The sequence below is a fragment of the Nitrospiria bacterium genome, from assembly GCA_035498035.1.
Lineage (GTDB): Bacteria > Nitrospirota > Nitrospiria > JACQBZ01 > JACQBZ01 > JACQBZ01.
On sequence record DATKAN010000025.1, the window covers coordinates 140113 to 164815 of the forward strand.

General features: G+C 56.7%; 21 protein-coding genes. 12 read left to right on the forward strand and 9 right to left on the reverse strand.

Annotation, left to right across the window (positions count from 1 at the left end; genetic code table 11):
• Nucleotides 1–156 precede the first annotated feature (156 nt).
• The 8 genes from VMN77_05065 to VMN77_05100 all read left to right on the forward strand — a co-directional run bounded on the left by VMN77_05065 (nucleotide 157) and on the right by VMN77_05100 (nucleotide 8899).
• Complete coding sequence (locus VMN77_05065; protein HTN43152.1) at nucleotides 157–615, forward strand: Rrf2 family transcriptional regulator; 459 nt, start codon at nucleotides 157–159, stop codon at nucleotides 613–615.
• Between the two features lie 13 nt (nucleotides 616–628).
• Complete coding sequence (locus VMN77_05070; protein HTN43153.1) at nucleotides 629–1498, forward strand: sulfite exporter TauE/SafE family protein; 870 nt, start codon at nucleotides 629–631, stop codon at nucleotides 1496–1498.
• A gap of 50 nt (nucleotides 1499–1548) precedes the next feature.
• Nucleotides 1549–3276: an adenylyl-sulfate reductase subunit alpha gene (locus VMN77_05075; GenBank protein HTN43154.1), complete on the forward strand. Its 1728-nt coding sequence runs from the start codon at nucleotides 1549–1551 to the stop codon at nucleotides 3274–3276.
• A gap of 35 nt (nucleotides 3277–3311) precedes the next feature.
• Nucleotides 3312–3692 carry a 4Fe-4S dicluster domain-containing protein gene (locus VMN77_05080; GenBank protein ID HTN43155.1) on the forward strand — a complete coding sequence of 127 codons (381 nt, stop codon included), beginning with the start codon at nucleotides 3312–3314 and terminating at the stop codon, nucleotides 3690–3692.
• A 39-nt stretch (nucleotides 3693–3731) separates the two neighbouring features.
• Nucleotides 3732–6155 (forward strand): sulfurtransferase TusA family protein, encoded by a 2424-nt coding sequence (locus tag VMN77_05085; GenBank protein ID HTN43156.1) that lies wholly within the window; start codon nucleotides 3732–3734, stop codon nucleotides 6153–6155.
• 13 nt (nucleotides 6156–6168) lie between these two features.
• On the forward strand, nucleotides 6169–7347 hold the full coding sequence (gene sat, locus VMN77_05090) for a sulfate adenylyltransferase (protein ID HTN43157.1): 1179 nt from the start codon (nucleotides 6169–6171) through the stop codon (nucleotides 7345–7347).
• 89 nt (nucleotides 7348–7436) lie between these two features.
• Nucleotides 7437–8387, forward strand: coding sequence for an Mrp/NBP35 family ATP-binding protein (locus VMN77_05095; protein HTN43158.1), 951 nt, complete (start codon nucleotides 7437–7439; stop codon nucleotides 8385–8387).
• Entirely contained in the window at nucleotides 8384–8899 is a 516-nt protein-coding gene (locus tag VMN77_05100) for a hypothetical protein (GenBank protein ID HTN43159.1), read from the forward strand. Before VMN77_05095 ends, VMN77_05100 begins: the two co-directional genes overlap by 4 nt.
• 6 nt (nucleotides 8900–8905) lie before the next feature.
• Here VMN77_05100 and VMN77_05105 read toward each other — a convergent pair whose 3' ends face one another.
• The gene (locus VMN77_05105; GenBank protein ID HTN43160.1) at nucleotides 8906–10078 is read right to left on the reverse strand and encodes an anhydro-N-acetylmuramic acid kinase; all 1173 of its coding nucleotides are present in this window, start codon (nucleotides 10076–10078) and stop codon (nucleotides 8906–8908) included.
• Nucleotides 10079–10279: 201 nt separating this feature from the next.
• Between VMN77_05105 and VMN77_05110 the strand changes: the two genes are divergently transcribed.
• On the forward strand, nucleotides 10280–11014 hold the full coding sequence (locus VMN77_05110; protein ID HTN43161.1) for a 50S ribosomal protein L11 methyltransferase: 735 nt from the start codon (nucleotides 10280–10282) through the stop codon (nucleotides 11012–11014).
• A 12-nt stretch (nucleotides 11015–11026) separates the two neighbouring features.
• On the opposite strand, the gene VMN77_05115 is transcribed toward VMN77_05110, so the two are convergent.
• Together VMN77_05115 and bamD are read right to left on the reverse strand one after the other, a co-directional pair.
• The gene (locus VMN77_05115; protein HTN43162.1) at nucleotides 11027–11680 is read right to left on the reverse strand and encodes a bifunctional precorrin-2 dehydrogenase/sirohydrochlorin ferrochelatase; all 654 of its coding nucleotides are present in this window, start codon (nucleotides 11678–11680) and stop codon (nucleotides 11027–11029) included.
• Nucleotides 11677–12408, reverse strand: a complete 732-nt coding sequence (gene bamD, locus VMN77_05120; protein ID HTN43163.1) for an outer membrane protein assembly factor BamD — start codon at nucleotides 12406–12408, stop codon at nucleotides 11677–11679. Before bamD ends, VMN77_05115 begins: the two co-directional genes overlap by 4 nt.
• 116 nt (nucleotides 12409–12524) lie before the next feature.
• On the opposite strand from bamD, the gene VMN77_05125 reads away from it, so the two are divergent.
• The gene (locus tag VMN77_05125; protein HTN43164.1) at nucleotides 12525–13502 is read left to right on the forward strand and encodes a beta-ketoacyl-ACP synthase III; all 978 of its coding nucleotides are present in this window, start codon (nucleotides 12525–12527) and stop codon (nucleotides 13500–13502) included.
• Complete coding sequence (gene rnr, locus VMN77_05130) at nucleotides 13483–15735, forward strand: ribonuclease R (protein ID HTN43165.1); 2253 nt, start codon at nucleotides 13483–13485, stop codon at nucleotides 15733–15735. Before VMN77_05125 ends, rnr begins: the two co-directional genes overlap by 20 nt.
• Nucleotides 15736–15806: 71 nt before the next feature.
• Here rnr and VMN77_05135 read toward each other — a convergent pair whose 3' ends face one another.
• The 3 genes from VMN77_05135 to VMN77_05145 all read right to left on the reverse strand — a co-directional run bounded on the left by VMN77_05135 (nucleotide 15807) and on the right by VMN77_05145 (nucleotide 17367).
• Nucleotides 15807–16244: a CoA-binding protein gene (locus VMN77_05135; protein ID HTN43166.1), complete on the reverse strand. Its 438-nt coding sequence runs from the start codon at nucleotides 16242–16244 to the stop codon at nucleotides 15807–15809.
• 14 nt (nucleotides 16245–16258) lie between these two features.
• Complete coding sequence (locus VMN77_05140) at nucleotides 16259–16501, reverse strand: hypothetical protein (GenBank protein HTN43167.1); 243 nt, start codon at nucleotides 16499–16501, stop codon at nucleotides 16259–16261.
• Nucleotides 16502–16602: 101 nt separating this feature from the next.
• On the reverse strand, nucleotides 16603–17367 hold the full coding sequence (locus VMN77_05145; protein HTN43168.1) for an NYN domain-containing protein: 765 nt from the start codon (nucleotides 17365–17367) through the stop codon (nucleotides 16603–16605).
• 253 nt (nucleotides 17368–17620) lie between these two features.
• Here VMN77_05145 and smc point away from each other — a divergent pair, with 253 nt between their 5' ends.
• Entirely contained in the window at nucleotides 17621–21247 is a 3627-nt protein-coding gene (smc, locus tag VMN77_05150) for a chromosome segregation protein SMC (protein HTN43169.1), read from the forward strand.
• 91 nt (nucleotides 21248–21338) lie between these two features.
• Here the strand turns inward: smc and VMN77_05155 are convergent, their stop codons facing one another.
• From VMN77_05155 to VMN77_05165, 3 genes are all read right to left on the reverse strand, one after another.
• A complete protein-coding gene (locus VMN77_05155) occupies nucleotides 21339–21635 on the reverse strand; it encodes a cell division protein ZapA (GenBank protein ID HTN43170.1) in 297 nt (98 codons plus the stop codon).
• Entirely contained in the window at nucleotides 21632–21904 is a 273-nt protein-coding gene (locus tag VMN77_05160; GenBank protein ID HTN43171.1) for a hypothetical protein, read from the reverse strand. Before VMN77_05160 ends, VMN77_05155 begins: the two co-directional genes overlap by 4 nt.
• Before the next feature lie 356 nt (nucleotides 21905–22260).
• Nucleotides 22261–24642: a tetratricopeptide repeat protein gene (locus VMN77_05165; GenBank protein HTN43172.1), complete on the reverse strand. Its 2382-nt coding sequence runs from the start codon at nucleotides 24640–24642 to the stop codon at nucleotides 22261–22263.
• Nucleotides 24643–24703: the final 61 nt, after the last annotated feature.

Consider the following 24703-nt stretch of genomic DNA (forward strand, 5'->3'; position numbering starts at 1 on the left):
AAAGTGAAATTGCAAGGTGGCATCGCTACATGATAATACGAAAACATGCATAACTTATTGTTTTATAATATTATTTAAAAACTAAAATAATGCCCCTTGACATCAGAACACAAATATAATATAAATTACTATAATTTGATCGGAAAGGTAGGGATTATGTATTTTTCAGCAAAAGGGGTGTATGGTTTATTGGCCATATTCGAGTTGGCTCAACATGACGAAGAGACACCTCTCCAAGCTAAGACAATCGCAAAGAACCAGCAAATACCCCTTCGGTTCTTAGAACAGGTATTAAGCGGTCTTCGAAAAGCCGGCTTGATCGAGAGCCTGCGAGGCGCGCAGGGCGGATATGTACTGAGCCGACCTCCCTCCGATATTCGGCTCAGCGAAGTTCTGGAAGCGATTGAGGGTCCGATCAATCCATCCAACCGTGTTTCGGGAAACAATGATCGGCACCACCCATATGAAATCCAACCCGGTTTAGATATAATAAGACCGATCTGGGAAGAAGTCAGAGCGGCCGTAATGAAGATTCTGGAGTCCATTACGATCAAAGATCTTTGTGACCGAAAGAAAGAAAAAGATCAACAAAAGGTCTTGATGTACCATATATGAAAATCGAGAAGATATGAGTACCGAAACGGATTTAATCATCCTGATCTCCATTACGCTCTTCGCGGCGGTCGTCAACGGAGGACTGGGTCATGGTTTTTCATCCATCACCGTCCCGGTGGCGCTTCTGTTCTACACCAATCGAATCTTGAACCCCGCCCTGGTGCTGGTCGAGATTTTTATCAACAGTTACATCTTGTTGATCAACCGGAAAGGGGTGCCGAAAGTTTGGAAACGTGTCATTCCCATTTTGTTCGGAATGGTTCCCGGTATTGTTTTTGGAGGCTATGTCTTATCATCCGTCCACCCCGGCTGGATTAAATTCACGACCTTTGCCGTTCTGCTCCCTCTGATTCTCCTCCAAGCGGCCGGCGTACGCAAACCTATCCATTCCGAGCGGGCCGTGGGCGTTCCTTTCGGTACGGGCGTCGGCTTCCTCTATGCTGTCACTACCGTATCGGGCCCACCACTGGCACTCATGTTTAACAATCAGGGATTTGTGAAAGAGGAGTTCCGTGCGGCTTTGGGCCTGATCCGCGTAACGGAAGCCCTATTAACCGCCAGCACTTATTACTTGCTTGGGTTGTATACTGTCCAAAGCGGCGCAATCTTTGCGTCAATCGCACCCAGCGTTCTGGTCGGAGTTCCATTGGGCGCCTACGTGATCCACCGCCTCAATCCGGAAACCTTTCGGAGGGTTTGCATGAGCTTCGACGCATGGGTCGTCGGATTCGGACTGTCACGGGTCCTGATCGATCTCGATCTGGTGGCCAGTCCAACGGCGTATCTGCTCTGGTTGTCCGTCATCGGGATTGATACCTATCTCCTCTACCAATTTTTCACAAAGGTCAAACTCTATCAATCGCAGAAAGTAAAAACCGTTTAGCACAGGGTGATCGAATGAAAAGAGAGCCGCCTTCCTCATCAAAGGTCAGCATGGGCCATACCGTCAGTCGGCAGACGGTGGAGACCGATATCTTAATCCTCGGTGGCGGAACGGCCGGTTGCCTCGCCGCAACCGAACTGCGTGAACGTTATCCTCATCTTAAAGTGACGATTATGGAAAAAGCCCATATCGACCGAAGCGGCTGTCTGGCCGGTGGAATGAATGCCATCAATGCTTATCTGAACCCTGGGGAGACGCCGGAGAGTTTTGTAAAGTATGTCCGATTTGATTCGTGCGGCCTGATTCGCGAGGACTTGGTAAAAAGCCAGTCGGAGTTGTTCGAATATTGCGTCAAGAAAGTCGAGCGGTGGGGTCTGCCGATCTTAAGTGATGAAAAAGGCAACTACGTTCCCCGCGGCCGTTGGAACATCAAGATTAATGGCGAATCCTTAAAACCCATTCTGGCCAAGGCCGTCCGGGATGCTGGCGTTCAGATTTTAAACTGGACGATTGCAACCAATTTTTTGACCCGGGATCAACGCGTCATTGGCGCAACCGGTTTCAGCATTCGCAACGGTAAATTCTACGTTGTAAAGGCCAAGGCCCTGATTGTGGCCACCGGAGGCGCGGCGGGACTTTACCGTCCCAATAATACCCATGATGCTCAGCACAAGACCTGGTACTCTCCCTACAACACCGGCGCCGGATATGCCATGGGAATTCGAGCCGGGGCCGAGATGACCAGCTTTGAAATGCGTTACATCGCCTTGAGGACGAAAGACGCCATCGCACCGACCGGAACAATCGCCCTTGGAGTTAACGCGCCTCAGATCAATGGAAAAGGCGAAAAATTCATGGCGAGCCGCTATGCCCAATTAGGAGGAGACAACGCCCCCACTCCTTATCGAGCGTTTGGACCGATCACCGAGTTAAAAGAGGGACGGGGTCCGGTCTATCTGGATACCCGTCATATCAACTCCGATCAGGTCAAAAAACTGAAGGCGGCTTTTCTCGATATGTATCCCTCCCAGGTACTTTACTGGCTTTCAAACGATATCGATCCGAGCAAAGAACCGGTTGAAGTTCAGTTGACGGAACCTTACATCGTGGGGGGACATTGCCAGGCCGGTTATTGGGTCGATATCGATCGACGAACCACCCTGGAAGGACTTTATGCCGCAGGGGATGTGGCCGGAGGTGCACCGTTCAAATTCGTCAGCGGTTGCTGGGCGGAAGGCGTTATCGCGGCCCGGGCGGCCGGGAAGTACGTCGACCAAATTCAGCGGGCCGAACCCGACTCCACATGGATCGACCGGGAACAGGAACGGGTCTTTCACCCGCTGCATCAGCATAGTAGACTATTTGCGGGAATCCGAGCCGAAGAGGTGGAGTCGCGCCTTCAAAAGATCATGGAGGAGTACGCCGGCGGGGCCTCTCGATATTACGAAATGAATGAGACGCAACTGTTGGTCGCCCGAAAACATCTGGCCCAATTGCCGAAACAGTTGAATCTCCTGGTGGCGGAGGATCTTCATGATCTGATGAAGGTGCACGAGATCTTGGACCGTATTGACGTGGCTCAAATTCTGGTGGAACACCTCCTGCACCGACGAGAAACCCGGTGGCCATCATACCAGACGCGAATGGACTATCCGGAACGGGATGACAAAAACTGGTTGAAGTTTGTCAACTCTCGTCGAGACCCGAATACAGGAACGATTTCAATGCTTGAACGACCCTACGAGCAACTGGTTCCGGGAGACCCGTTCAAACCTTAGCATCCAGCTTATAAAATTATAAGAAAGGACATTTTATGCCTGTTATTGTCGATCCAGTAAAATGCGACGGCTGCGGAAATTCCGTTCAGCCGCCCTGCGTTCGAATGTGTCCGGGTGATCTCATCGTTAAGGACATGGGGACCAATAAGGCCTATCTCAAGTATCAGGATTGCTGGGATTGCCTCGCCTGTGTGAAGGCCTGCCCGGAGGAGGCCATTTTGTTCCGGCTCTCCTTCCAACTGGGCTTTCCTAATGCGAGTCTTCAGCCGCATGTTCGCTCCTCCCAGAACATGATTGAATGGGAGGCGGTCGACAGTCACGGCCGAAAAGAGGCCTTTACCATTCCGACCAAGATTCTTCCGGTCGCGCTGGATGAAAAGGTGGAAGGAACAGGACAGCCTGATTTTTCAATTTAATCCGATCGTCTCTTGGATGCGCGGATGGGAGGAAACACCATGGGAACATTGACCACGCAACAAAAAATACCGGTGGATCTCTCCAAGATCTCCGCCGAGGTCTTAAAAGAGATCGAGATCTTCGAGGGTGAGGTCGCCCGTCTGAACCGGGGCGAAATCACGGCGGATCAATTCAAGCCCTTCCGCCTGCAACACGGCGTCTACGGACAGAGACAGCCCGGAGTTCAGATGTTCCGGGTCAAGGTCCCGCAGGGGCGGCTCGATCCGGCACAATTGCGGCGTCTGGCGGACGTGGCCGAGACCTACGCCTCCGGAGTCTGCCATCTTTCCACCCGCCAGAATATCCAGATGCATTTTGTCAAGCTGGAGCATGTTCCGACAATGATGCGATTGATCGCCGAAGTCGGTATGACCACGCGGGAGGCCTGTGCCGACACGGTTCGTAACGTCACGGCCTGCCCAATGGCCGGGATCAGCCCGACGGAGGTGACGGACGTCACCCCTTACGGCATGGCGATCACGCAACATTTCTTGAGAAATCCGATCTGCCAGAAGCTCCCGCGGAAATTCAAGATTGCCCTCGAGGGGTGTGCGGATTACGATCATGCCGCCACGGCGATCCATGATATCGGAATCACGGCCCGGAAGCGGGACGGCCGGCTGGGTTTCCGCGTCGTCGTGGGGGGGGGATTGGGTTCCACGCCGCGGATCGCAAACGTTCTGACCGAATTCGCACCGCCCGAGGATTTGGTCGCGGTCTGCGAAGCCGTCATTCGTGTCTTCGACCGGTACGGCCAACGTCAGAATCGGTACAAGGCCCGAATGAAATTCTTGGTCGAAAAGCTGGGGTTTGAAAAATTTTTTCAGCTCTGGAAGATCGAGTTTGATCTGATTAAATTGCAGAACGGTCATTATACCCTCCCGGTCGCCGAGGAGACACCCTTAAAACAACCGGCCGCTCCCCGTGCCTGGAATCGGGGGCGGGCCACGGGTGCCTTTTCGGTCTGGCTCAAATACAATGTCTTGCCTCAGAAACAGCCGGGTTTTAACCTCGTCACGATCAAGATTCCGCTTGGAGACATCAAAAGCGCGGAGGTTCGAGCTGTCGCGGATGTTTGCGAACGGTTTTCGGATGGTTACATTCGGGTCACGGTCCAACAGAATTTCGCGATGCGCTGGGTGCACGAGGCCGATCTGCCGGCCGTCTACGAGGCCCTGACCGGGATCGGCCTGGCTGAAGCCGGAGCGGAACGGATCGAAAACGTCGTGGCCTGTCCCGGAACAGACACCTGCGGACTTTCGCTCACCTCTTCCAAGGGCCTGGCGCGGGCCCTCGCCGGACTATTTACCCCAGGGGACCCGGCCAACGACGATCTCGCCAATATGTCGATCAAGATTTCCGGCTGTCAAAACGCCTGTGCGCAGCATCAGCTCGCCTCGATCGGATTTCACGGCGTGGGCAAAAAAGTCGGCAGCCGCACTGCGCCGTTCTACGAGATCCATCTCGGGGGCTCGAATCTACGATTCGGACCGTACGTCGTTAAGATCCCGGCCAAACGCGCTCCGGATGCCGTTCGGCATCTTCTCAAACAGTACCGGGAGACCCGCCTCAACGGCGAATCGTTCGAGACCTTTACCGCACGACTGGGCAAGGAAAAACTCAAAGAGACCCTGATGCCGTTCACGTTTCTGCCTTCCTATGACGAGGACCGCAGTTTCTACGTTGACTGGGGAGAGGAGAAGGATTTCACAACGGAGGATCTTGGGCCCGGCGAATGCGCCGGAGGGGCTTACGAGATGATGGAGGGCTTCCTGTTTGAAGCCGACCAGGAACTTCACCTGGCCGGGGTAATGACCGAAAAGGGGCAGACGGGCCATGCCGTAAATAAAGCCTACCGAGCCATCGTGGCCGCGGCCAAGGGGCTTTTGGTGCTGGAAGGGGTCGACTCCTCCATCGATGCCGACATTCTTTTTAAAGCCGAAACGCTTCTGGTCGGGAAAGAAATCCTTCCCCGGACCTTCGCCCGCCTGACCGATCAGGTCAAGGAGCTTGGACCAAAGTCGCCCACGGTCGAGTTTGCCCGAGGAAAAATTGCCTTTGCCAAATCATTTGTCGAAGCCAGTCATGCGGCCTTTGACCAACACGGCCGTGCGCTTAAGCAAGGGAAAACCCACGCCCCCAAAGCATCCGAGGCGGTGGAAAAATCTGGCGAGCAGGCGCCGGGGGAAACGGTATCGGTCGTCAAGCTGGATCTAAGCGGCGTGGCCTGTCCGATCAATTACGTGAAAACCAAACTCAAGTTGGAGGAATTGGAAGTCGGCCAACGGCTCGAGGTGATTCTGGACGAAGGCGAGCCGATCCGAAACGTCCCGAAGAGTCTCCAAGGTGACGGACAGAAGATTCTGTCCCAGGAAAAATTGGACGATTACCATTACCGTCTTCTAATCGAAAAGGCGTTCTAACTCGGAGAAACAAATGACAACGAATACGCCCCATCATGAAATTCCGGCCCATGGCGGCCGGTTGATCAGCCGCCTCGTCCAAGGTGCCGAACAGGAACGGCTGATGAACAAAGCGCTCGAGATGAAAAAGATCCCGCTCACCCGGCGAAAACTTTGCGACCTGGAGATGCTCGCCGTAGGCGCCTACAGCCCGCTCGAGGGCTACATGGGACGGAAGGATTATGAACGCGTGGTCACGGAGATGCACTTGTCCGGCGGCCTTCCCTGGAGCATCCCGATCACTTTCCGTGTCGACAGGAAGACGGCCGAGTCGATCCGGGAAGGTCAGGAAATCGCCCTGACGGATGAACGTCAAAATATCCTGGCGATCCTTCATCTGGAGGAAAAATTCGAATACGATAAAAAACTCGCCGCGAGGGCGGTCTACCGAACCGACAGCGCAGCGCATCCGGGTGTGGACATTCTCTACAAACGGGGAGATATTCTTCTGGGAGGCAAGGTCAGCGTGGTTCGGCTTCCAGAAAACCGCGAGTTTCTTTCCTACCGCCTTACGCCGGCCGAAACGCGGGCCATCTTCAAAGATCGCGGATGGAAGACCGTCGTCGGTTTTCAAACAAGAAATCCGGTTCACCGGGCTCATGAATACATCCAGAAATGCGCGCTGGAGATTGTGGATGGACTCTTGCTTCATCCCCTGATCGGCGAGACAAAGAGCGACGACATCCCCGCGGATGTCCGGATGCGATGCTACGAGGCCTTGTTAGAAAGGTACTACCCTAAAAACCGCGTCGTGCTCTCGGTGCTTCCGGCGCCGATGCGTTATGCCGGCCCCCGCGAGGCCATCCATCACGCGATCGTCCGGAAGAACTACGGCTGCACCCATTTCATCGTCGGGCGAGATCATGCCGGCGTCGGAAGTTTTTACGGCTCGTTCGACGCCCACCATATCTTCAATGAATTTGCCCCCGGGGAACTGGGCATCACGCCGCTTTTCTTCGACAACACCTTTTACTGCAAGGCCTGCGGAAGCATGGCCTCGGTCAAAACCTGCCCGCATGACAAGAATGAACATGTAAGCCTTTCCGGCACAAAAGTTCGTGAAATGCTCCGGGCCGGCACCCTGCCGCCACCCGAGTTTTCCCGTCCGGAAGTGGCCAAGATCCTGATCGAGGCGATGAAAAATAGCGGATAAACGCCCTTGGCGGGCATCGGTGCCACAAATTTCCTCTGTTGACACCCTCCCCCGTCTGGCATATAGTAGCTTTTTCTGGGAGGAATGTCATGAAACAAGGCAAATCGGAAGGAAGGACCATCACCGAGGTGGTAAAAGACCTCGAGGCGCAGCAAAAGAAAAACAAGGTGGTCAATCCCATTGTTCAGCAGGTCATGGAGCAGGTCGCGGCCGTCCAGACAAGGATGGGCCTGATCAAGCACAAGATCGCGGTGATGAGCGGGAAAGGGGGCGTAGGCAAGAGCTCGGTGACGGTTAATCTCGCCCACAGTTTTGCCGCGCGGGGCTACAAAGTCGGCATCCTGGACGTGGACTTAAGCGGGCCTTGCATCCCGAAAATGATGGGCGTACGCGAGCGGGCGCTCAAGATTACGTCCGAAGGGGCTCAACCGGCGCTTGGAGTGAACGGGATCAAAGTTGCCTCGATGGAGCTGATGCTCCCCAGCGAGGGCAGCCCGGTGATGTGGAAAGGGCTTTGGGAAGATTCGGCCGTCTGGCGCGGTACGGTCGAGATGAGCGTCATACGCGAGTTCATCAGCGATGTCAATTGGGGTCCCCTGGATCTCCTATTGATTGATATGCCCCCGGCCTCCTCTGACAAGCCGCCGATCATCTCCCAGATGATTTCGGACCTGGATGGGGCCGTGATCGTGACGATTCCTTCTGAAATTTCACAATTTATCGTCAAAAAATCGGTCGTGTTTTTGAACCGGGAACTTCATATCCCGATCATCGGACTGATCGAGAACATGAGCGGGGCGATCTGCCCGCATTGCGGAGAGTCGCTGGAACTTTTCGAAGATGCGTCCCGGGGGGAAAGTCCTCTCCAGAAAATGGGCCTCCCTCTGTTGGGCCGGGTCCCTTTCGACCGGCGGATCGCCGGCTGTGCGGACCATGGCCGGTCGTTCGTGGATGAGCATCCGCTCACACCAGCCGCGCAGGCCTTCCGGATCATTACCGATTCGCTGCAACAGCACATTGAATCAAGGAGATCGTCATGAAATTTTTGTGCATCAAATGCAACAACTTCATGGATTACGAATCCAAGGAACAGGTCGACACGCTCCGCCTTGGCATCACCTTTGCCTGTACCCAATGCGGCTATAAAGTTGCGATGGTCACCAATCCGGGGGAGACCCAGTTGGTCAGCGGGCTGGGCGTCAAGATCGGCGGACGGACGGTTCCGGCCGAGCCGATGGAATTCACACGCGAGGCCATCAAGCCGGAGGGCCAACCCACGGCGACCCTGTCGGCCGACATGGGCAAATGCCCCTTCCCGGCGATGCTGGCCGGGTCGGGTTTCAAAGACACCGGGATCGGGGCCGGCCTGTCCGGTCAGGACTCCCAACCCTCGGTTCCTTGGACATCGAACGCCGAAAAGCGGCTTCAAAACGTCCCGTCTTTCGTCCGGTCGCTCGCCCGGGCTGGAATCGAGCAGTACGCGAAAGAGAACGGGTTCGCCGAAGTGAACGATCAGGTCATGGATGAGTACCGGGAAAAGGTGGGAATGTAACAGGGATCACGGGATGATCAAACCGTTCCGGCCCGGCACGATTTTTCCCATAACTACGGGCCGTTTAGCCCCGGTGGCGGAAGGAACGTTGTTCGGCTCGCCTTGAATCGTACCGTACGCGAACAGGGCGAAGGCCATCGCCTCAAGCGCTCGGCTGTCCAGATCGAACTTCTCAAACGTGAGAACCGGAACCGGGCCGAAGGCCTGCTGAAGAAACCGCATTAAGGTCACGTTTCGGGTTCCTCCACCTCCAACGATCACCTCCTCGGCGTTTCCACCGGGAAGAATGAATCCTCGATAAGCCTGAGCAATCGACCGGGCCGTAAAGGCGGTGACGGTCGCCATTAAATCCCAATGGTTTAACCTCAAGATCCCCGCCCGCCTTATTAACCGACGGATCATGCCCTGTCCAAAGGCCTCGCGCCCCGTTGTCTTCGGGGGCTTTCGATTTAAAAATGGATGCCGGAGCAATTCATTCAGGAGCTCCTCATGGACCTTTCCACGCCGGGCCATGGCTCCGTCCCGATCCATCGTTCGCCGTCCGTTCGTTCGATGCTGGACGATTCCGTCCATCAACATATTCCCGGGTCCGGCGTCAAAGGCGACAATTTTCGAGAGACCGGTCCCGGAAGGCAAATACGTGAGATTGCTGATCCCGCCGATGTTGACAACGAGACGAGGGCGCTGGGGATGGTAAAAAAGGATATAGTGCAGATAAGGCGTCAAGGGCGCGCCTTCCCCCCCCGCCGCCATGTCCCGATGACGAAAATCGGACACGGTCGTCACGCCGGTTCTCTCGGCGATGACGGACGGCTCCCCGATTTGGAGCGTTGAACGGATTTTCATTCCGCCGATCTTCATAGGGACGGGTTGATGACAGATCGTCTGGCCGTGGGATCCGATCAGATCGATTTCGTCCAGCGGGATGCCGGCTTCTCTCGCAATCCGAACGGCCGCCCCTGCAAACAGCTCGCCGACATAGACATTCAGCCGGCTGAGCTCCTCTACCCGGCCGTCGTGGGTCAAATGAACAAGGCGAGAACGTAACGCAAGAGGATAAGGAAAGGTCGCAAACCGCAACAACTGGAGTCGGCTCTCCAGCCCCCGGCCGGAGATATCCACCAAGGCGGAGTCAACGCCGTCGGTTGACGTTCCTGAAATCAGCCCGATCACCTTCATGGCCGGTTAGCCTACTGCAACAATGGGAGAGCGTCAAGATAAATTTAAAAGGCCCCAGGTAAGGGATGGGACGTCATATCCTTGTTTGACAACATTCGGCTTAAAATGGTATGTTAGCATCAGTCCACTATTGCGGTCTGTCCATTGACCCTCTTAATACCTCTGTCCTGGGCAGTAAGTTAGCTAAACCGAGGAGTAACCTTGACCACCCAGGCAACGAGCGTTTTAACAAAAGATTGGACCATTCACGGTCACACGATTCGTCTTGAACTGTGGCCCGGTCGTGTGTTTGTCCCGACCACCACGTCCGAACTAATTGCCGATCAGTTTGCGTCCTGTTCCGGGGAAACGGTGATCGACCTGGGTTGCGGCAGCGGCTTTTTTTCAGTGCTGGCGGCCAAGATGGGCGCCAACCGGGTCTACGCACTGGACCTCCACAAAGAGGCCTGCGATCTCACCCGGCGGAATTCTGAAATGAACGGCGTAGCCGACCGAATTGACTGCCGGCAGGGGGATTTATTCGACTCGCTCAACGGCCTCGTCGCGGATACGATTATCGATGACGTTTCCGGCGTGGCCGAGGCACTGGCCCGGCGCTCCGGATGGTTTCCCGAACCGGTTCCGACCGGTGGACCGGACGGCGCCGATCCGACGGTCCGGATGTTCCAATCCGTCCGACAGCATCTGGTTTCGAACGGGCGGCTGATCTTTCCCGTGATTTCACTGGCCAATGAGAAACGAATTTTGGCCGCCGCCCGAGAGACGTTTAAAGAAGTCCGGATGGTGTTCGAAAAACGGCTGCCGCTGCCGGCTTCGATCTCCCCGGAGACCCCTCCACTCAATCAGTTGATCTCGGACGGCATCGTTCGGCTTATTAAGAAAGGCAGTCGCTGGCTTTGGGAACTGCGGATCTACGAAGCCCGGAACAAGTGTTAATTTCCCCCGACTTCAATAACCATTCAACGTCAGGTCCTTCAATCCCACGATCTGTTGAATCCGTTTTTGCACCTGTCTTTTTTTGCCCTGCCGCAGAAGCGTGAGGAGATCGGACGCGGCCAGCCGTTGAAGGATGCGTCGCCGACGAGCCATGGAAGGAACCCGCGATTGGACCTGTTTCCGGATGGAACCCAACAGGCAGATGAATTTTCCGTATTCCGCTCCAAACGACCCTTCCAGTTCCCGGCGGATCCGGCGGGCGAGCGATGGACTTTTTCCGCTCGTCGATACGGCGATGATTAAATCCCCCCGTGTGATCACGGAGGGCATGATGACATTGCATCGGGCGGGGTCGTCTGCAATGTTGACGAGACGGGAATCCGCCTGCGCCCGACGGGCGATTTCGGCATTGGCCTTCCGATCGTCCGTCGTGGCCATGATTAAGAAGGCCTCTTTGAGGTCCACGGGACGCCAGCGACGGGCGTGGCCACGGATCGCGCCCGCCTGAACCAGATAGGACAGTTTGGGAGTCAAGCCCGGACTGACCACAGTCACACGGGCGCCGCAGGCCAGCAAGGTGAGGACTTTGCGCTCGGCAATCCGGCCCCCGCCGATCACGACCGCAGACCGGCCCTGTAGATCAAGAAAGGCCGGGAAATACCTCATGATTGCGGTCCTTGGTTGAGTCGGCCCAGGAGCTGCCGCGCTTTTTCGTGATAGGGGCTGTCGGGATATTTTACGATCAGGTCCTGCAGGCGGCTCACGGCCTGCTCGGCCTTCCCCGATCGTTCATAAGAGAGGGCGAGGTAGTATAAGGTATCCGCGACCACCGGCTCGTTCGGATACGCCGAAAGGATTTGTTCAAATCGGTGGATCGCGGCCGGGTAAGCCTCCTGCTTGTAATAGAAGTGACCGACATAAAACTGGTACTGGGCCAGACGTTCCTGACAAATGGATATGCGCTTCCGGGCCTCGTCAGCATATTTTGAGTTGGGATACGTGGTCAATAATTTTTGAAACGATCCCAACGCCTTTTGGTCCGGCTCGGGGTCCCGATCAATGGTCGTAAATTGCTGGAAATAGCTCAGGCCAAGTTTTAATTGCGCGTAGTCGGCCCATTCATGAAGGGGATGGAGATCCAGAAAATGTTGGTATTCGCCGGCGGCCTCGATGTACTCCCCGCTTTGATAAAGGGCCTCGGCCCGTTTTAGGATGACCTTGGGGTCATAGTTCCGCTTGACATCGTCCTTCGTTTCCTCGGCGCTGTTCTTGGTCACACCGAGTTCTTTGCGGATATCGGCTCCCAGGGGATCGTTCGGGGTGCCGCAGCCGGCGGCGGCCAGAAAAACGGTCAAGGCAAAACCGACGATCGTTTTTTGAGTTTTGATCTCCATGAGAATGGTTGTTGTACCGTCGGATAGCATACCAGATGCGAGCGGAAATGGCAAGACGGGTTCGTTGACTTCTCGGAAGCCGTCTCTTATAATTCCCTCGTAATAAGGAGTTCGCTTTGATCGCACAAATTGCCGGCACCGGGTTCTACGTTCCGCATCGCCGCGTGACCAATCAGGAACTGGCGGCCCTCGTACATATGGACGACGCCGGCATTCAAAGACGCACCGGCATCCGGGAACGCCGATGGGCTGGAAAGGACCAGGCCGCCTCCGATCTGGCGACCGAGGCGGTCCGGGCGGCGATGGAACAATCCGGTTGCACGGCCAATGATCTCGATGCCATCGTTCTGGCCACCACCTCGCCCGACATGTGGTTTCCATCAACCGCTTGCCTCGTTCAAAAAAATCTCCACGCCCGGAACGCCTTCGCCCTGGACGTCGCGGCCTCCTGCTGCGGATTTCTTTTTGCGCTTTCGGTCGCGGAGCAGTTCATTCGGTCCGGCCAGGCGAAAACCGTCGCGGCCGTTGCGACCGAAGTCAAGTCCCGGTTCTTAAACCGGTCCGATCCGGCCACGGCCATCCTTTTTGGTGACGGCGCGGGCGCGGTCGTTCTCAAACGGAGCGCGGGCCGGGCCGGTCTTCTTTCGGTCCGCCTGTATTCGGATGGCTCAAGATCGGGGATGATTCAAATCCCGGCGGGCGGTTCGAGACAGCCGATCAGCCCGCAGAGCCTGGCGGAACAACAACATGTGATCCGAATGAAGGGGGGATCTCTCTTCAAGGCCGCGGTCCAGCGGCTGACCGATGTGACACATGAAATTTTAAAAACCCATCACCTCGAAGCGAACGACATCCATCACTTTGTTTTCCATCAGGCCAATTCCCGGATACTCTCGGCCGTGGCCAAACGGCTGCATATTCCGCGGGACCGATTCGTGATGACCCTGGATCGTTACGGCAACACCTCTTCCGCCTCGCTGCCCATAGCACTGGATCATCTATTTCAAAGCGGGCATATCCGGCCCGGGGACCTGATCTTCCTAGGCGCGTTCGGCGGAGGACTCAATTGGGGCGGTGCACTGGTCCGTTATTAGGAGGTATGTCATTCCAACCCTTCCCACACGTCAAGAAATCTTAAAGCGGATCGAGAAACAATCCGCCCATCCCATGCTTCTGCGCGAACTGATGCGCTCGCTCGGCATCCCGAAGAATCGCCGGGCGGCCTTTCAAAAGTTTTTGGACGAGATGATCCGGGACGGCGAGCTGATCGCCATCAAGGGCAACCGCTACGGCATTCCCGGAAAGATGAATCTGGTGACCGGCCGGCTTCAGTGTCACCCGAACGGGTTCGGGTTCGTCGTCCCGGAAAAGGCGGACGGGCCGGATCTTTTCATCGGGCGGCGAGGCATGATGGAGGCGATGCATGGCGACCGCGTCGTGGCCCGAATCGAATCCACCAAGCCGGACGGCCGACGGGAGGGTCGGATCATTCGCGTCCTGGAACGGGGGATGAGCCGGATCGTCGGGCGGTTTGAATCGGGACGAGAGTTCGGATTCATCGTCCCGACCGAAAAACAGGTCTGCCGGGATCTGTATGTCAGTCCCGATCTCACGGGCGGCGCCAAGACCGGCGATCTGGTCGTGGCCGAGATTACGTCTTATCCCACGCCGCATCGAAACCCGGAGGGGCGAATCGTCCAAGTACTCGGCCAGGCCGGGGATTCCAAGATCGACACCGAGATGGTGATCGCCGAGTTCGGTCTTCCCAAGGTTTTTCCCAAAGAGGTTCTCGTCGAGTCACAGGCCGTTCCCGAAACGGTTTCGGCGGACATGATCCGAAATCGACGGGATCTTCGGGATCTCAACACCGTCACAATCGACGGAGAACGGGCCCGCGATTTCGACGACGCCGTTTCCATTCAAAGGCTGCCTCACGACCGAATCCGGCTCTGGGTCCACATCGCCGATGTCGGCCATTATGTCCCGTGGGACTCACCGCTCGATCTGGAGGCCCGCCGCCGGGGAACCAGCGTTTATTTTCCCGATCAGGTCGTCCCGATGTTTCCCGAACGGCTTTCGAACGGAATCTGCAGCTTGAATCCCAGGGTGGACCGTCTCACGCTGACGGCCGAGATGCTGTTCGATCCAAACGGGCAGCGGTTGGAATACGATATATATGAAAGCGTTATCCGGAGCAATGAACGGATGACCTACACGGCCATCAAAAAAATCCTCATCGATCAGGATCCGGAGCTGGGCCGGACCTACGACTATCTGCGGAACGACTTTGAGCTGATGGAAGCGCTTTGCCGCCGGCTCATGGCGGTCCGCACCCACGACGGGAGCATCGATTTTGACCTCCCTGAACCGGAGATCATTTTAGACCTTCAAGGACAGACCACGGATATTATCCGGGAGGAGCGCCACATCGCTCACCGGATCATCGAGGAATTCATGCTGGCGGCCAACCGGACCGTGGCCGAGCATATGACGGAGCAGAACGTCCCGTTCATTTACCGCATTCACGATTCGCCAGACCCGGAGAAAATTCATGACTTCATCCAGTTCGTCGGAAGTTTCGGCCTGCGGTTCTCGGGACCCAAGTCGGGCCATGCTCCGGAGAAAGTCCGGCCCAAGGCGTTTCAGAATGTGCTTGAACAAGTGAAGGGCCGCCCCGAGGAGCGATTGATTAATCACGTCCTGCTCCGGTCCATGAAACAGGCCAAGTATTCGACCCAGAATGTCGGCCATTTCGGGCTGGCGTTCGATCACTACACGCATTTTACCTCCCCCATTCGACGTTATCCCGATCTCATCGTCCATCGACTCGTCAAGGAGATGATTCATCACCGTGAAATGTCCCCCCACCGACGGACGGTCTTTGAAAAGCTCCTCCCCCAGGTGGCCCAGACCAGCTCGGAACGGGAGCGCGTCGCGATGGAGGCCGAACGCGAAGCGGTTGATTTAAAGAAGGTCCGTTTTCTGGCGGACAAGGAGGGGGAAGAGTTCTACGGGTTCATCACGGGCGTGACCGCATTCGGGTTCTTCGTGGAGCTGGAGGAGATGTTCGTGGAGGGGTTGGTCCATATCAGCTCGATCCCGGACGATTACTATGTCTACGAAGAAAAACAGCACCGTTTGATAGGCCGCCGCCACCGACGGATCTTCCGGATCGCCGACCGTGTCAAGGTCCGCGTCGAAAAGGTCGACCTGATCAAACGCCAGGCCGACTTCCGGCTGGCGGAGGAGGGCGACCGGAAGGCTCCGCACGAGAGAACGATGCACCAGCGGCGAGAAAAAGGCACGAAAAGAAGGCGCGGAAGATAATTTAACGGGAACAAGGCCCCTGGCTCCGCGCCGTGTAATGAACGCCTGCGGCCACAATTAATTCCGTTCCCTCACCGGGAACGGTGCACTTTCATCATGCATTTGTCCATGATGACGGTCAGGCCGGCGGCCTTGGCCCGTTCGGCCGCGGCGTTGTTCACAATCCCCTCCTGCATCCAGACGACCTTCGCTCCGATGGCGATCGCCTCTTCAACAATCGGAGGAACGTCTTTCGGCGGACGGAAAATATCGACGATCTCGACTTTTTGGGGAATCTCCTTCAAACCGGCATATACCTTTTGGCCTAAAATTTCCCCTTTCGCCGTCGGGTTCACCGGAATGACGGTGTAGCCGTGCTCTTTGAGATACTTGGGAACGTAATGGCTGGGTTTTTCGGGATTGGTGGAAAAACCGACGACCGCGATGGTTTTGTATCGGTCCATCACACTTCGGGCCTCTTCCTCCGAAACCCGGAAGGCCGGCAGCTCGCACATTTCTTCGCTGGTCATTGTCAACCCCCCTTTCACGGTTTCGAGGCCGCGATCTTTTCGACCGCAAGGGTGATTCGATAAAGCAGCCACAGGCCCAACAGGACGATCGCCGCCTTGACCAGGCCGAACAGTCCCCACCACCAAAGGTAGCCGCCCATCACACCGTAATGGCGGCCTTCATCGCCCATCATATATCCGCCGCCCGTCTGAGCCATCGCCCAGGAACCGAACGCGACCATCGAGACCAGGATCAGACTCGCAAGGATCTTTTTCATGACCGACTCCTTTCGGAAGGAAATAAAACCGGCGCGATGCGCCTCATTCTCGCAACTATAGCACTCCACTCGGATGGGATGCAAACAGACCCGCGTCTGTATTACTGGGTTTCCGTCAGAGAAGTAACGATGTAGGAGCGGCTCTTCGCGTCATGGGTGATCTTGATCAGCTCATGCTTGGCCGCGTCCTCAAGAAGCTTGCTGAAGGAGCTGTAGCCGTAGTAGGACTCGTTGAAAGAGGGCTGCTTTCGCTTCATGGTCTGCTTCACCATGGAACCCCAGATCACCTCTTTATCTTCCCGCTGAAGGGCCTCGATCGTTTCGAGCAGGAGTTCGAAGCATTCCTTCTTCTTCTCTGGCAGCTGGGTCACCGCCTTGGGTTTCGGCTTCGCGGTGCGCACAAGGTCTTCGTAATAGATAAATTCGTCACAGTTCGAGGCCAGCAGCGTCGACGTGGAATTTTTCACGCCCACCCCGATGACGTGCTTGTCGTTTTCCTTCAGCTTCGAGACCAGCGGGGTGAAATCGCTGTCTCCCGAGGCGATCACGAAGATGTTCACGTGCTCTTTGGAGGCGGCCAGCTCCATCGCATCCACCACCAGCTTGATATCGGCGCTGTTCTTTCCGCTGTAACGCTTGTGCGGAATATCGATCAACTCGATTCCGGCCTCATGGAACGCGCGCTTATATTCCTTGTACACATCCCAATCGGCATAGGCCTTCTTGACGATCAGCTTGCCCTTTTCCACCAGGCGCGCCAAAACCTTGCCGATCTCAAAGCTGGAATACTTCGCCTCACGCACGCCGAGCGCGATGTTCTCCAGGTCGACAAAGAGCGCCAGCCTCGATTCTTCCGATACCGCCATCGGCCGCCATTCTCCTTTCCAATGCACCGGTTTCACAACCGGAGATGGTTTCAAGGCCGGGAATGAACATAACATCATTGAACCGGATACGTCAACCTAAGCGGACAGCCATACAGGATATGGTAGCATCCCTTATCCATAACCACTCAATCTTGTACTTTTTTCTTTACTTCATATTTCAGATATGTTATATGTTTTCGTCAAACTGGGATAAGCGGGTCCGGTCCGGCCGGCGGAATAACCAAGGAGGCCTATGTTCCTTAAAAAACTGGAGTTGATCGGGTTCAAGTCGTTCGCCGAATCGATGGTGGTAACGTTTCAGCCCGGGATTACGGCGATCGTGGGACCGAACGGCTGCGGAAAGAGCAATATCGTGGACGCCGTCCTTTGGGTACTGGGAGAGCAGAGCACCAAGGCGCTCCGTTCCGATCGAATGGAGGACGTGATTTTTAACGGCAGCGAAACCCGGCGACCGCTTAATCTATCCCAAGTAATTCTGACCGTCGGCGATGTCACCGGAGAAATCGCGGGGCAGTTCGGCGATTACCAGGAGATCGCCATCAGCCGCCGGTTGTTCCGAACCGGCGAAAGCGAGTACCTGATCAACAAGACCCCGTGCCGGTTAAAAGACATCCGAGACCTTCTCATCGATACGGGCGCCGGCCACAAAGGGCACACCATTATCGAACAGGGAAAAGTCGACCAGCTCTTAAACGCCTCGCCGCTTGAACGCCGCGAGCTGATCGAGGAGACGGCCGGCATCTCCAAGTACAAATTGAGAAAGGCCGAGGCCGAACGAAAGCTGGAAGCCACGCAACAAAACCTTCTCCGCGTCCGTGATATCATCGGCGAGGTCAAGCGGCAAATCAACGCTCTGGATCGGCAGGTCAAAAAGACCGAGCTCTACCAGGAACTCCGGACCGAGACCCGGGGCTTGGAACTGAAGCTTCTGGTTTCGGAATACCGGGATCATCGGACGACGCTTTCCGAAGTCCTCCGTCAGATGGCCGAACTGAAGACCGATGAATCCGCGCTTCTGGCGGAGCTCTCCAGAACCGAGGCCGAGCTGCAGGCCGTAAAAACTGGCGCACTCCAGAAAGAGACGGCCCTTTCTTCGTTGAAACAGGCGGTCTACGACACCCAGACCTTGATCCATCGGCAGGAAAATCGGATCGAGCTTTTACGCCATCAGATCCATTCCTGGGAGGAGCAACGTTCAAAGCTCGGCCAGGAACAGACGCGTCTCGAACAATCCCTCACGCTATCCGTTGCGCAAGGGGAAGAGACCGAACGGCAATTGTCCGATGTGGTCACGATTCTTTCCGATCGGCGGGAACGATTGACGATCCAGGAAACCGCGCTGGCCGAGGTGGAAACTCAACGCGCCGTCCAGGATGCCGGTCTGGAAGAAAACAAGACGCGACTCTTTGAGACCATGGCCGAAATGACCGAGGTGAAGAACCGCGTCGCCTCTCTCGAATCACGCAAAAAAGAGATTCAGCGGATCCAGGACAAGGGCCGGTCCGAATTATCCTCGGTGGATCAGCAGATCGATCAGACCCGTCAGGCCTTGGAGGCGGAACAATCCCGCCTGAACGATTTCCTGGATACCCTGAACCGGGTCCAGGCCGAGGGGGCCCGCCTTGGCGATGAAGTGCACCAAAAACAGGGCGCGATCGCAACGCGGACCGAGGCCATTCTCGGTCAGCGGGAGGTGCTGACGCTCGCGCAGGCTCGCCTCGCATCGCTGAAGGAGAACGAAAAAGCGATGATGACGACCCAGGCCGGCATCCTCGCCTGGCTTTCCGAGCGGCCTGAACTCCGAAACCGGCTTCACGGCATTGTGGCCGATCTCCTGGAAGTACCAAAGGCTTTTGAGCCGGCCATCGAAGCGGCTCTGGGCGACCAGCTCCAGGGTCTATTGATAGACGATCATGCGACCATCAAAGAAATCGTTCAGTCCTTGAAATCGGTCCAGCTCGGCCGGGGGGTTTTCCTCCCCCGAACCCCGCGTCAGACACGAACCGCCCAGGTTCACTCCTCCGGCGAAGAGTTCGACGGCTTCATCGGACCGGCGCTGCAGCAAATCAAAGTCAGGTCCGGTTTCGAGGCCGCGGCCCAAGCCCTCCTGGGCGATGTTCTTCTGGTTCGAGATCTTGAATCGGCATTGAAACTTTGGAGTCAACTCCGGATCGGCTATACCATTGTGACGCTGGAAGGGGAAGTCCTCTCCCCGAGCGGCCTTCTTTGGGCGGGACGGCGCACCGGATCACAACAAGGACTCCTATTAACCCGGCGTGAAATTCGTGAGGCCGAAGAACAATTAATCCAACTTGAGAGCGACCTGGGCCGGTCCGAGACCGATAAGGCCGCGCTCGCATCGGATCTGGAGCGACTTCAACAACGACAACTGGAACTGATCGAGCAACGACAACTGGAGGAAGCAACCATCGCGGCCCAGCGGCAGAAGATCGCCCTTCTGGAAGCGGACCGTCTCCGTCTCGAGGAGAGACGGGGCTTGTTGCAGACCGAACACGCCCAGGAAGCGCAGGAAGTCGTCACGGCGGAGCAGGCCCTGGCCGAGGCCTTGCTCCGCTTGGAAGCTCAACGGGAAGAGCAGGGGCGGATCGAAAACGAGCTTGCGCGCCTCCAGGAAACGGCCAAAAACTTCTCCGAACGACAAGACCTTCTTCGTTCCGAAGTGACCCAGCTGAAGGTGGATGTCTCGGCGTTGGTTCAACGGGAGGAGGCGCTGTCCAAAGAGAAGCTCCGCCGGCGGGAGGATCAGGCCTCACTAACGGAACAACAACACCGCCAAGCCACTGAAATAACGACCCTCGAGTCAAAAGGGTTGGCCGCCCGCCAGGACATCGAGCAAACCGAAAAGACTATCGGCACCTTGAGCGCCCAACTCTCCGAGACACAGCAGCGCCTGTCGGTCGAGACCGAATCCTACATGGCCGATCTTGGGCAGATCAACCAGCTGGAAAACCGTCTGGGCCAGGTCCGGGCCGAACGAGCCCGAGCGGAAAAACTGCACAATGAACTGGACATGCGCCAGACCGAGTTGAAGCTTCGGATCGAGCACCTGGTCGATCAGGCCTCCAGTCTCCATCAAACGGTGCTTGAGGACGCGGCCGAGGCGATGACGGAACCGATCAATCCCGCCCCGGTACAGGAACGGCTTAGCGAACTTCGGGCCAAATTAGATCAGCTGGGACCGGTGAACCTGGCCGCCATCGATGAATACCGGGAACTGGATGAACGATACCGGTTTCTTACGACACAGGAGACCGACCTCACCCAATCGATCGAGGACCTCGAGTCCGCCATTTCGAAAATCAACCGGACCACCAAGGAAATGTTTTTTTCAACGTACTCGGCCTTGCGCGAAAAATTCAAGGAGGTCTTCCAGAATTTTTTTGTGGGAGGACAGGCCGATCTGGTCCTTCTCGATGAAAACAACCCGCTGGAGTCGGGGATCGAGATTGTGGCCCAGCCCCCGGGAAAGCGGCTGAAGAGCATCAGCCTTCTGTCCGGCGGAGAAAAGGCCCTGACCGCGATCGCCCTGTTGTTTGCCAGTTTTCTGATCCATCCCAGCCCGTTTTGCATCCTGGACGAGATCGACGCCCCCCTGGATGAGGAGAACATCCGCCGGTTCCTGAAGGTGCTTCGCCAGATGACGGACCACTCCCAGTTCCTGATCATCACCCACAACAAGCGGACCATGGAACAGGCCGATCTTCTGTACGGGGTCACGATGGAAGAGGCCGGGGTGTCCAAACTGGTCTCGATCAAATTGGGGGCAAACGGCAACGGCCATACCGTACTCGACCCCGCGTCCGTGACGGCCGAGTCCTCCACGACCGCAACGGCCTAGCGTTTGCTAAAAGAAGGTTGGAAGAGGGATAGGTTTAGGGTCGGGGCGCCCGAAGGATGGGTCCGGCCGGTCCCCTTGGAGCCGGATTTAATCAATACAGTTTCAGATCACTGAACTGCTCTTCGATATTTTCGATCAGGTCCTTGGCCTTCTTCTCGATCAGGCTTTCTTTGACCTGTTTGTCCTGCCGTAGTTGGAAGAGTTCGTGCGTGATATTGACGGCCGCCAGCAAGGCCAATTTCGCGGCGGGGAAATTCTTTCCGCTCTTGGCCAGCTCGTTCATCTTTCCGTCCACGTATCGAGCCAATTTGCCGACATACTGTTCATCCGCCTCTCCCGCAATGGTATAACGCTGGCCGTAGATCTCCACCTCCACTTGTTTTTTCACGTCTCCCCTCGCTTTCTGGACCCGGTCGCCTCCGCCGGTTCCCGACGGGCCGCCCCGGTCTCCATTTCGGACAGGATTCGCTTCACCCGGGAGCGCAATCGCACCCGGTCATGGCTCCACCGGAGCGTATCGCGTTCCCGCTTGGCCAATTGTTGAGAGATCGTCCTGACCTTCTGTTCCAAAAAGGTGTTGTCTTGTCTCAAGCGCTTCACCAGTTCCAAGATCTGGTGAACGCGCTTTTCCAACAATGTCATTTGATCGATGGGCATGACGACGGTTCCTAAATATTAGGGGCTCACGTCGCCCCCATCAACTGTGGGGGCCCGTGCGGGCTTTGCTCCTCCGATGCCCCCACGCCCCGCGCTCGGACGGGCCAAGCCCGATCCTCGCTTTCACCAGCGAAGCCGGATGGAGCCTCCCCTCTGGTTCGCCGTGTACACCGGGTAGAACTACGCGTCTTGGCCACCGAGAGTCGAATGGATTCAATCGAAAAGTATGGGACATGCCCGACGGCGGAAATGCCGTCCGGGAGAATGGAACGGAACCACGGACCTTCCGATGAGGAGAGATCACGTTCGCAACTCCTCAAAATTGACCCCACTATACCGTCTTCCCGCCTCACTTGTCAAGGCGAAACCAAGGCTCCCATCACCGGCTGAACGGAATTTTCTCCGGCAATCCGACGATATTCGTGGTAGCTTCGCATAACCTTCTTTGTAAAGTATCGGGTTTCGTTAAACGGGATCGATTCGATGAATTCGTCGAGATTCCCCACCCCTTTCTCCGCCCACCGACCCACCGCGTCCGGACCGGCGTTGTAGCTGGCCACCGCCAGGACCAGGTTTCCGTTGAATTGCTCAATCAGATGGCCGAGATACCATGCCCCCAAGTGGAGGTTGGTCGCTTCATCCAGCAACAGTTCGGGACGGAAATCGTCCAGGCCCACCCGCTTGGCCACCCATTCCCCGGTATAAGGCATGAGCTGCATCAAACCCAAGGCCCCGACCTTGGAAACCGCCTTCGAATCAAACGCGCTTTCCTCCCGGGCCACGGCCGCGACGAGGTAGGGATCGGTTCCCACGGCGGGACTTTGCTGTTGCACCCATTGCACGAAACGATTCGGATAAGCCTGTTCCCAGAAACTTCTCGGTATCTCGTCGCCCCCTTTTTCCATGACATCCTGGAAGTAAAGCCGCAGGAGACGAAGACTTTGATGGTAGTCGCCGGCGCTGTAAAGAAGCCCGGCCAGCTTCAAGACCGTCGGTTTGTCCGTCGCATATCGATCCGTCAAGTAGGACAGTTCCCGGGTGGCCTCCGACTCGAGATGCAGCGCCAGAAGCTCCAGTGCCGTTGAGTAATGCCGATCGCGGGTCAATGCGGGGCTGGCCTCATCGACCGGCAGGCGGATGGAATTCCCGTTCACAGGTTTTGAACCGGCTTCCGGATCTCCGATAGGGGCATCCGGACTAGGGTCCGTCTTTCCGGAGTCGGACAGGGCCGACTGGAGTCCGGCCAAGCGGACCTGGGCCTGCTGGCAATAAAAACTCCGCAGAAAGTCTCGGCAGACTCCCCGGTAAGCTTCCGCCGCTTGGGCCGGCTGGTTTATCTGTTCCGAACTGCGTCCGATCCAGTATCCGAACTGGCCGCCGGACAGGCTGGCGGGATGTTGCTGCCAATAGTCCCCGAGGGTCCGGATCGCGTCGCTGTACCGCCCCGTTTTATAGGCCATCCAGCCGATCCGCCAGACGGCATCCTCGGCGGATGGATCGCCCGGAGTTTCGTCGATAATCCGGTGATACATCTTCAGGGCCTGTTCGATCTGGCGACGATCTTCGTAATAGTCACCGATCATAAAGAGCAGTTTCGCCCGATCCGGGCTGGTCGGAAATCGCTCGGCCAGCTTACGCTCGATCTGAAGGAACCGCCCCTCGTCGCCTTGACGAATCGCGACGCGCCCCATCCAGAATAGGGCGCTGGTCAGAAGATCCGGCCGGCCGCTGCGGCGGGCCAGGTCTTCCAATACCCGATTGGCGTCATCGTATTGTTTGAGCTGGATCAAGGTTTCCCCCAATTTCAGACTCAGATCATCGCGGTTCCCCGGTTCGCCGGCGGCCAACAGCGCCTTGAATTCCACCGCGGCTTCGTCGTATCGGGCCGCGTCAAAAAGGATCCGGCCCCGCTGATATCGCGCCTCGGAGGCCGGTGCCGGGATTGAAACGCCGGACGCACCGAGCTGTTGAAGATTCTTTTGCGCAGCCGGGGCCTCCGGGCTGTCCGCATAGTAAAACCACACCCGTTGCAGCGCCCAAATGGCCTTCTCCGAATCCCCGATCTTCAAGGCGCAGTCGGCCAGTCGAAGCAAGGCCGGGCCGGCGTTGGGATCGCCCGGGAATCGGGTCACAAATTCCTGAAACTGTGTGAGGGCTGTTTGACAATCACCGGATTGAGCCCAGGCATCCGCCTTTTGGTAAACGGCCTGCGCGCTTAGCACACTTTCCGGATACTTCTGGAGAAGACGGTCGTAGGTCTGAACCGCCTGCGGATACTGTCCCCGTATGGCCTCGCCATTGGCCATAAAGAAAAGACCGTATTCTTCGAGCGAGGGGAGATCGACGACGGCCTGCGATAAGAGCTCATCCGCCTCGGGGGACCCCCCTTCGGCGGCCCATTGCCCCAAAAGAAACCCGCTCCGCTTCGCCGGTAGGGAATCGGGGAATCGGTCTCGAAGCGACCGGAGTGCGGCGGTCGCGGACCCTCGATCCCCTTTGTCCGCCAGCTGCAACGCCGTGCTAAAACAGTCCTCGGCCGATCCGCAGGCCCCCTGAGCCGGGTCCGATTTTGGAAGCGCGGGGGGCGGCGGCTGGTCCAAACCGGGATTCTCGTTCCGTTCGGAAGGAGGGGTCGTGGGCACAATCAGCGGCTTTTGGGCCGCACAGGCGACAAGCCAGCCCACGCTGAAAAGCAATACCGCTCCGGCCACCCTTCCTGTGTAAAACCGATTCGCCATCACGCTTTCGATTATAACACAGACGCCGATCAGATCAAGACATCTTGTTCGTCCGTCCGGA

What these genes read in the sequence shown, in the direction of transcription:
- VMN77_05065 (HTN43152.1), top strand. Translation starts at nt 157, where the DNA reads ATGTATTTTTCAGCAAAAGGGGTGTATGGTTTATTGGCCATATTCGAG.
- VMN77_05070 (HTN43153.1), top strand. Translation starts at nt 629, where the DNA reads ATGAGTACCGAAACGGATTTAATCATCCTGATCTCCATTACGCTCTTC.
- VMN77_05075 (HTN43154.1), top strand. Translation starts at nt 1,549, where the DNA reads ATGGGCCATACCGTCAGTCGGCAGACGGTGGAGACCGATATCTTAATC.
- VMN77_05080 (HTN43155.1), top strand. Translation starts at nt 3,312, where the DNA reads ATGCCTGTTATTGTCGATCCAGTAAAATGCGACGGCTGCGGAAATTCC.
- VMN77_05085 (HTN43156.1), top strand. Translation starts at nt 3,732, where the DNA reads ATGGGAACATTGACCACGCAACAAAAAATACCGGTGGATCTCTCCAAG.
- sat (HTN43157.1), top strand. Translation starts at nt 6,169, where the DNA reads ATGACAACGAATACGCCCCATCATGAAATTCCGGCCCATGGCGGCCGG.
- VMN77_05095 (HTN43158.1), top strand. Translation starts at nt 7,437, where the DNA reads ATGAAACAAGGCAAATCGGAAGGAAGGACCATCACCGAGGTGGTAAAA.
- VMN77_05100 (HTN43159.1), top strand. Translation starts at nt 8,384, where the DNA reads ATGAAATTTTTGTGCATCAAATGCAACAACTTCATGGATTACGAATCC.
- VMN77_05105 (HTN43160.1), bottom strand. Translation starts at nt 10,078, where the DNA reads ATGAAGGTGATCGGGCTGATTTCAGGAACGTCAACCGACGGCGTTGAC.
- VMN77_05115 (HTN43162.1), bottom strand. Translation starts at nt 11,680, where the DNA reads ATGAGGTATTTCCCGGCCTTTCTTGATCTACAGGGCCGGTCTGCGGTC.
- bamD (HTN43163.1), bottom strand. Translation starts at nt 12,408, where the DNA reads ATGGAGATCAAAACTCAAAAAACGATCGTCGGTTTTGCCTTGACCGTT.
- VMN77_05135 (HTN43166.1), bottom strand. Translation starts at nt 16,244, where the DNA reads ATGACCAGCGAAGAAATGTGCGAGCTGCCGGCCTTCCGGGTTTCGGAG.
- VMN77_05140 (HTN43167.1), bottom strand. Translation starts at nt 16,501, where the DNA reads ATGAAAAAGATCCTTGCGAGTCTGATCCTGGTCTCGATGGTCGCGTTC.
- VMN77_05145 (HTN43168.1), bottom strand. Translation starts at nt 17,367, where the DNA reads ATGGCGGTATCGGAAGAATCGAGGCTGGCGCTCTTTGTCGACCTGGAG.
- smc (HTN43169.1), top strand. Translation starts at nt 17,621, where the DNA reads ATGTTCCTTAAAAAACTGGAGTTGATCGGGTTCAAGTCGTTCGCCGAA.
- VMN77_05160 (HTN43171.1), bottom strand. Translation starts at nt 21,904, where the DNA reads ATGCCCATCGATCAAATGACATTGTTGGAAAAGCGCGTTCACCAGATC.
- VMN77_05165 (HTN43172.1), bottom strand. Translation starts at nt 24,642, where the DNA reads ATGGCGAATCGGTTTTACACAGGAAGGGTGGCCGGAGCGGTATTGCTT.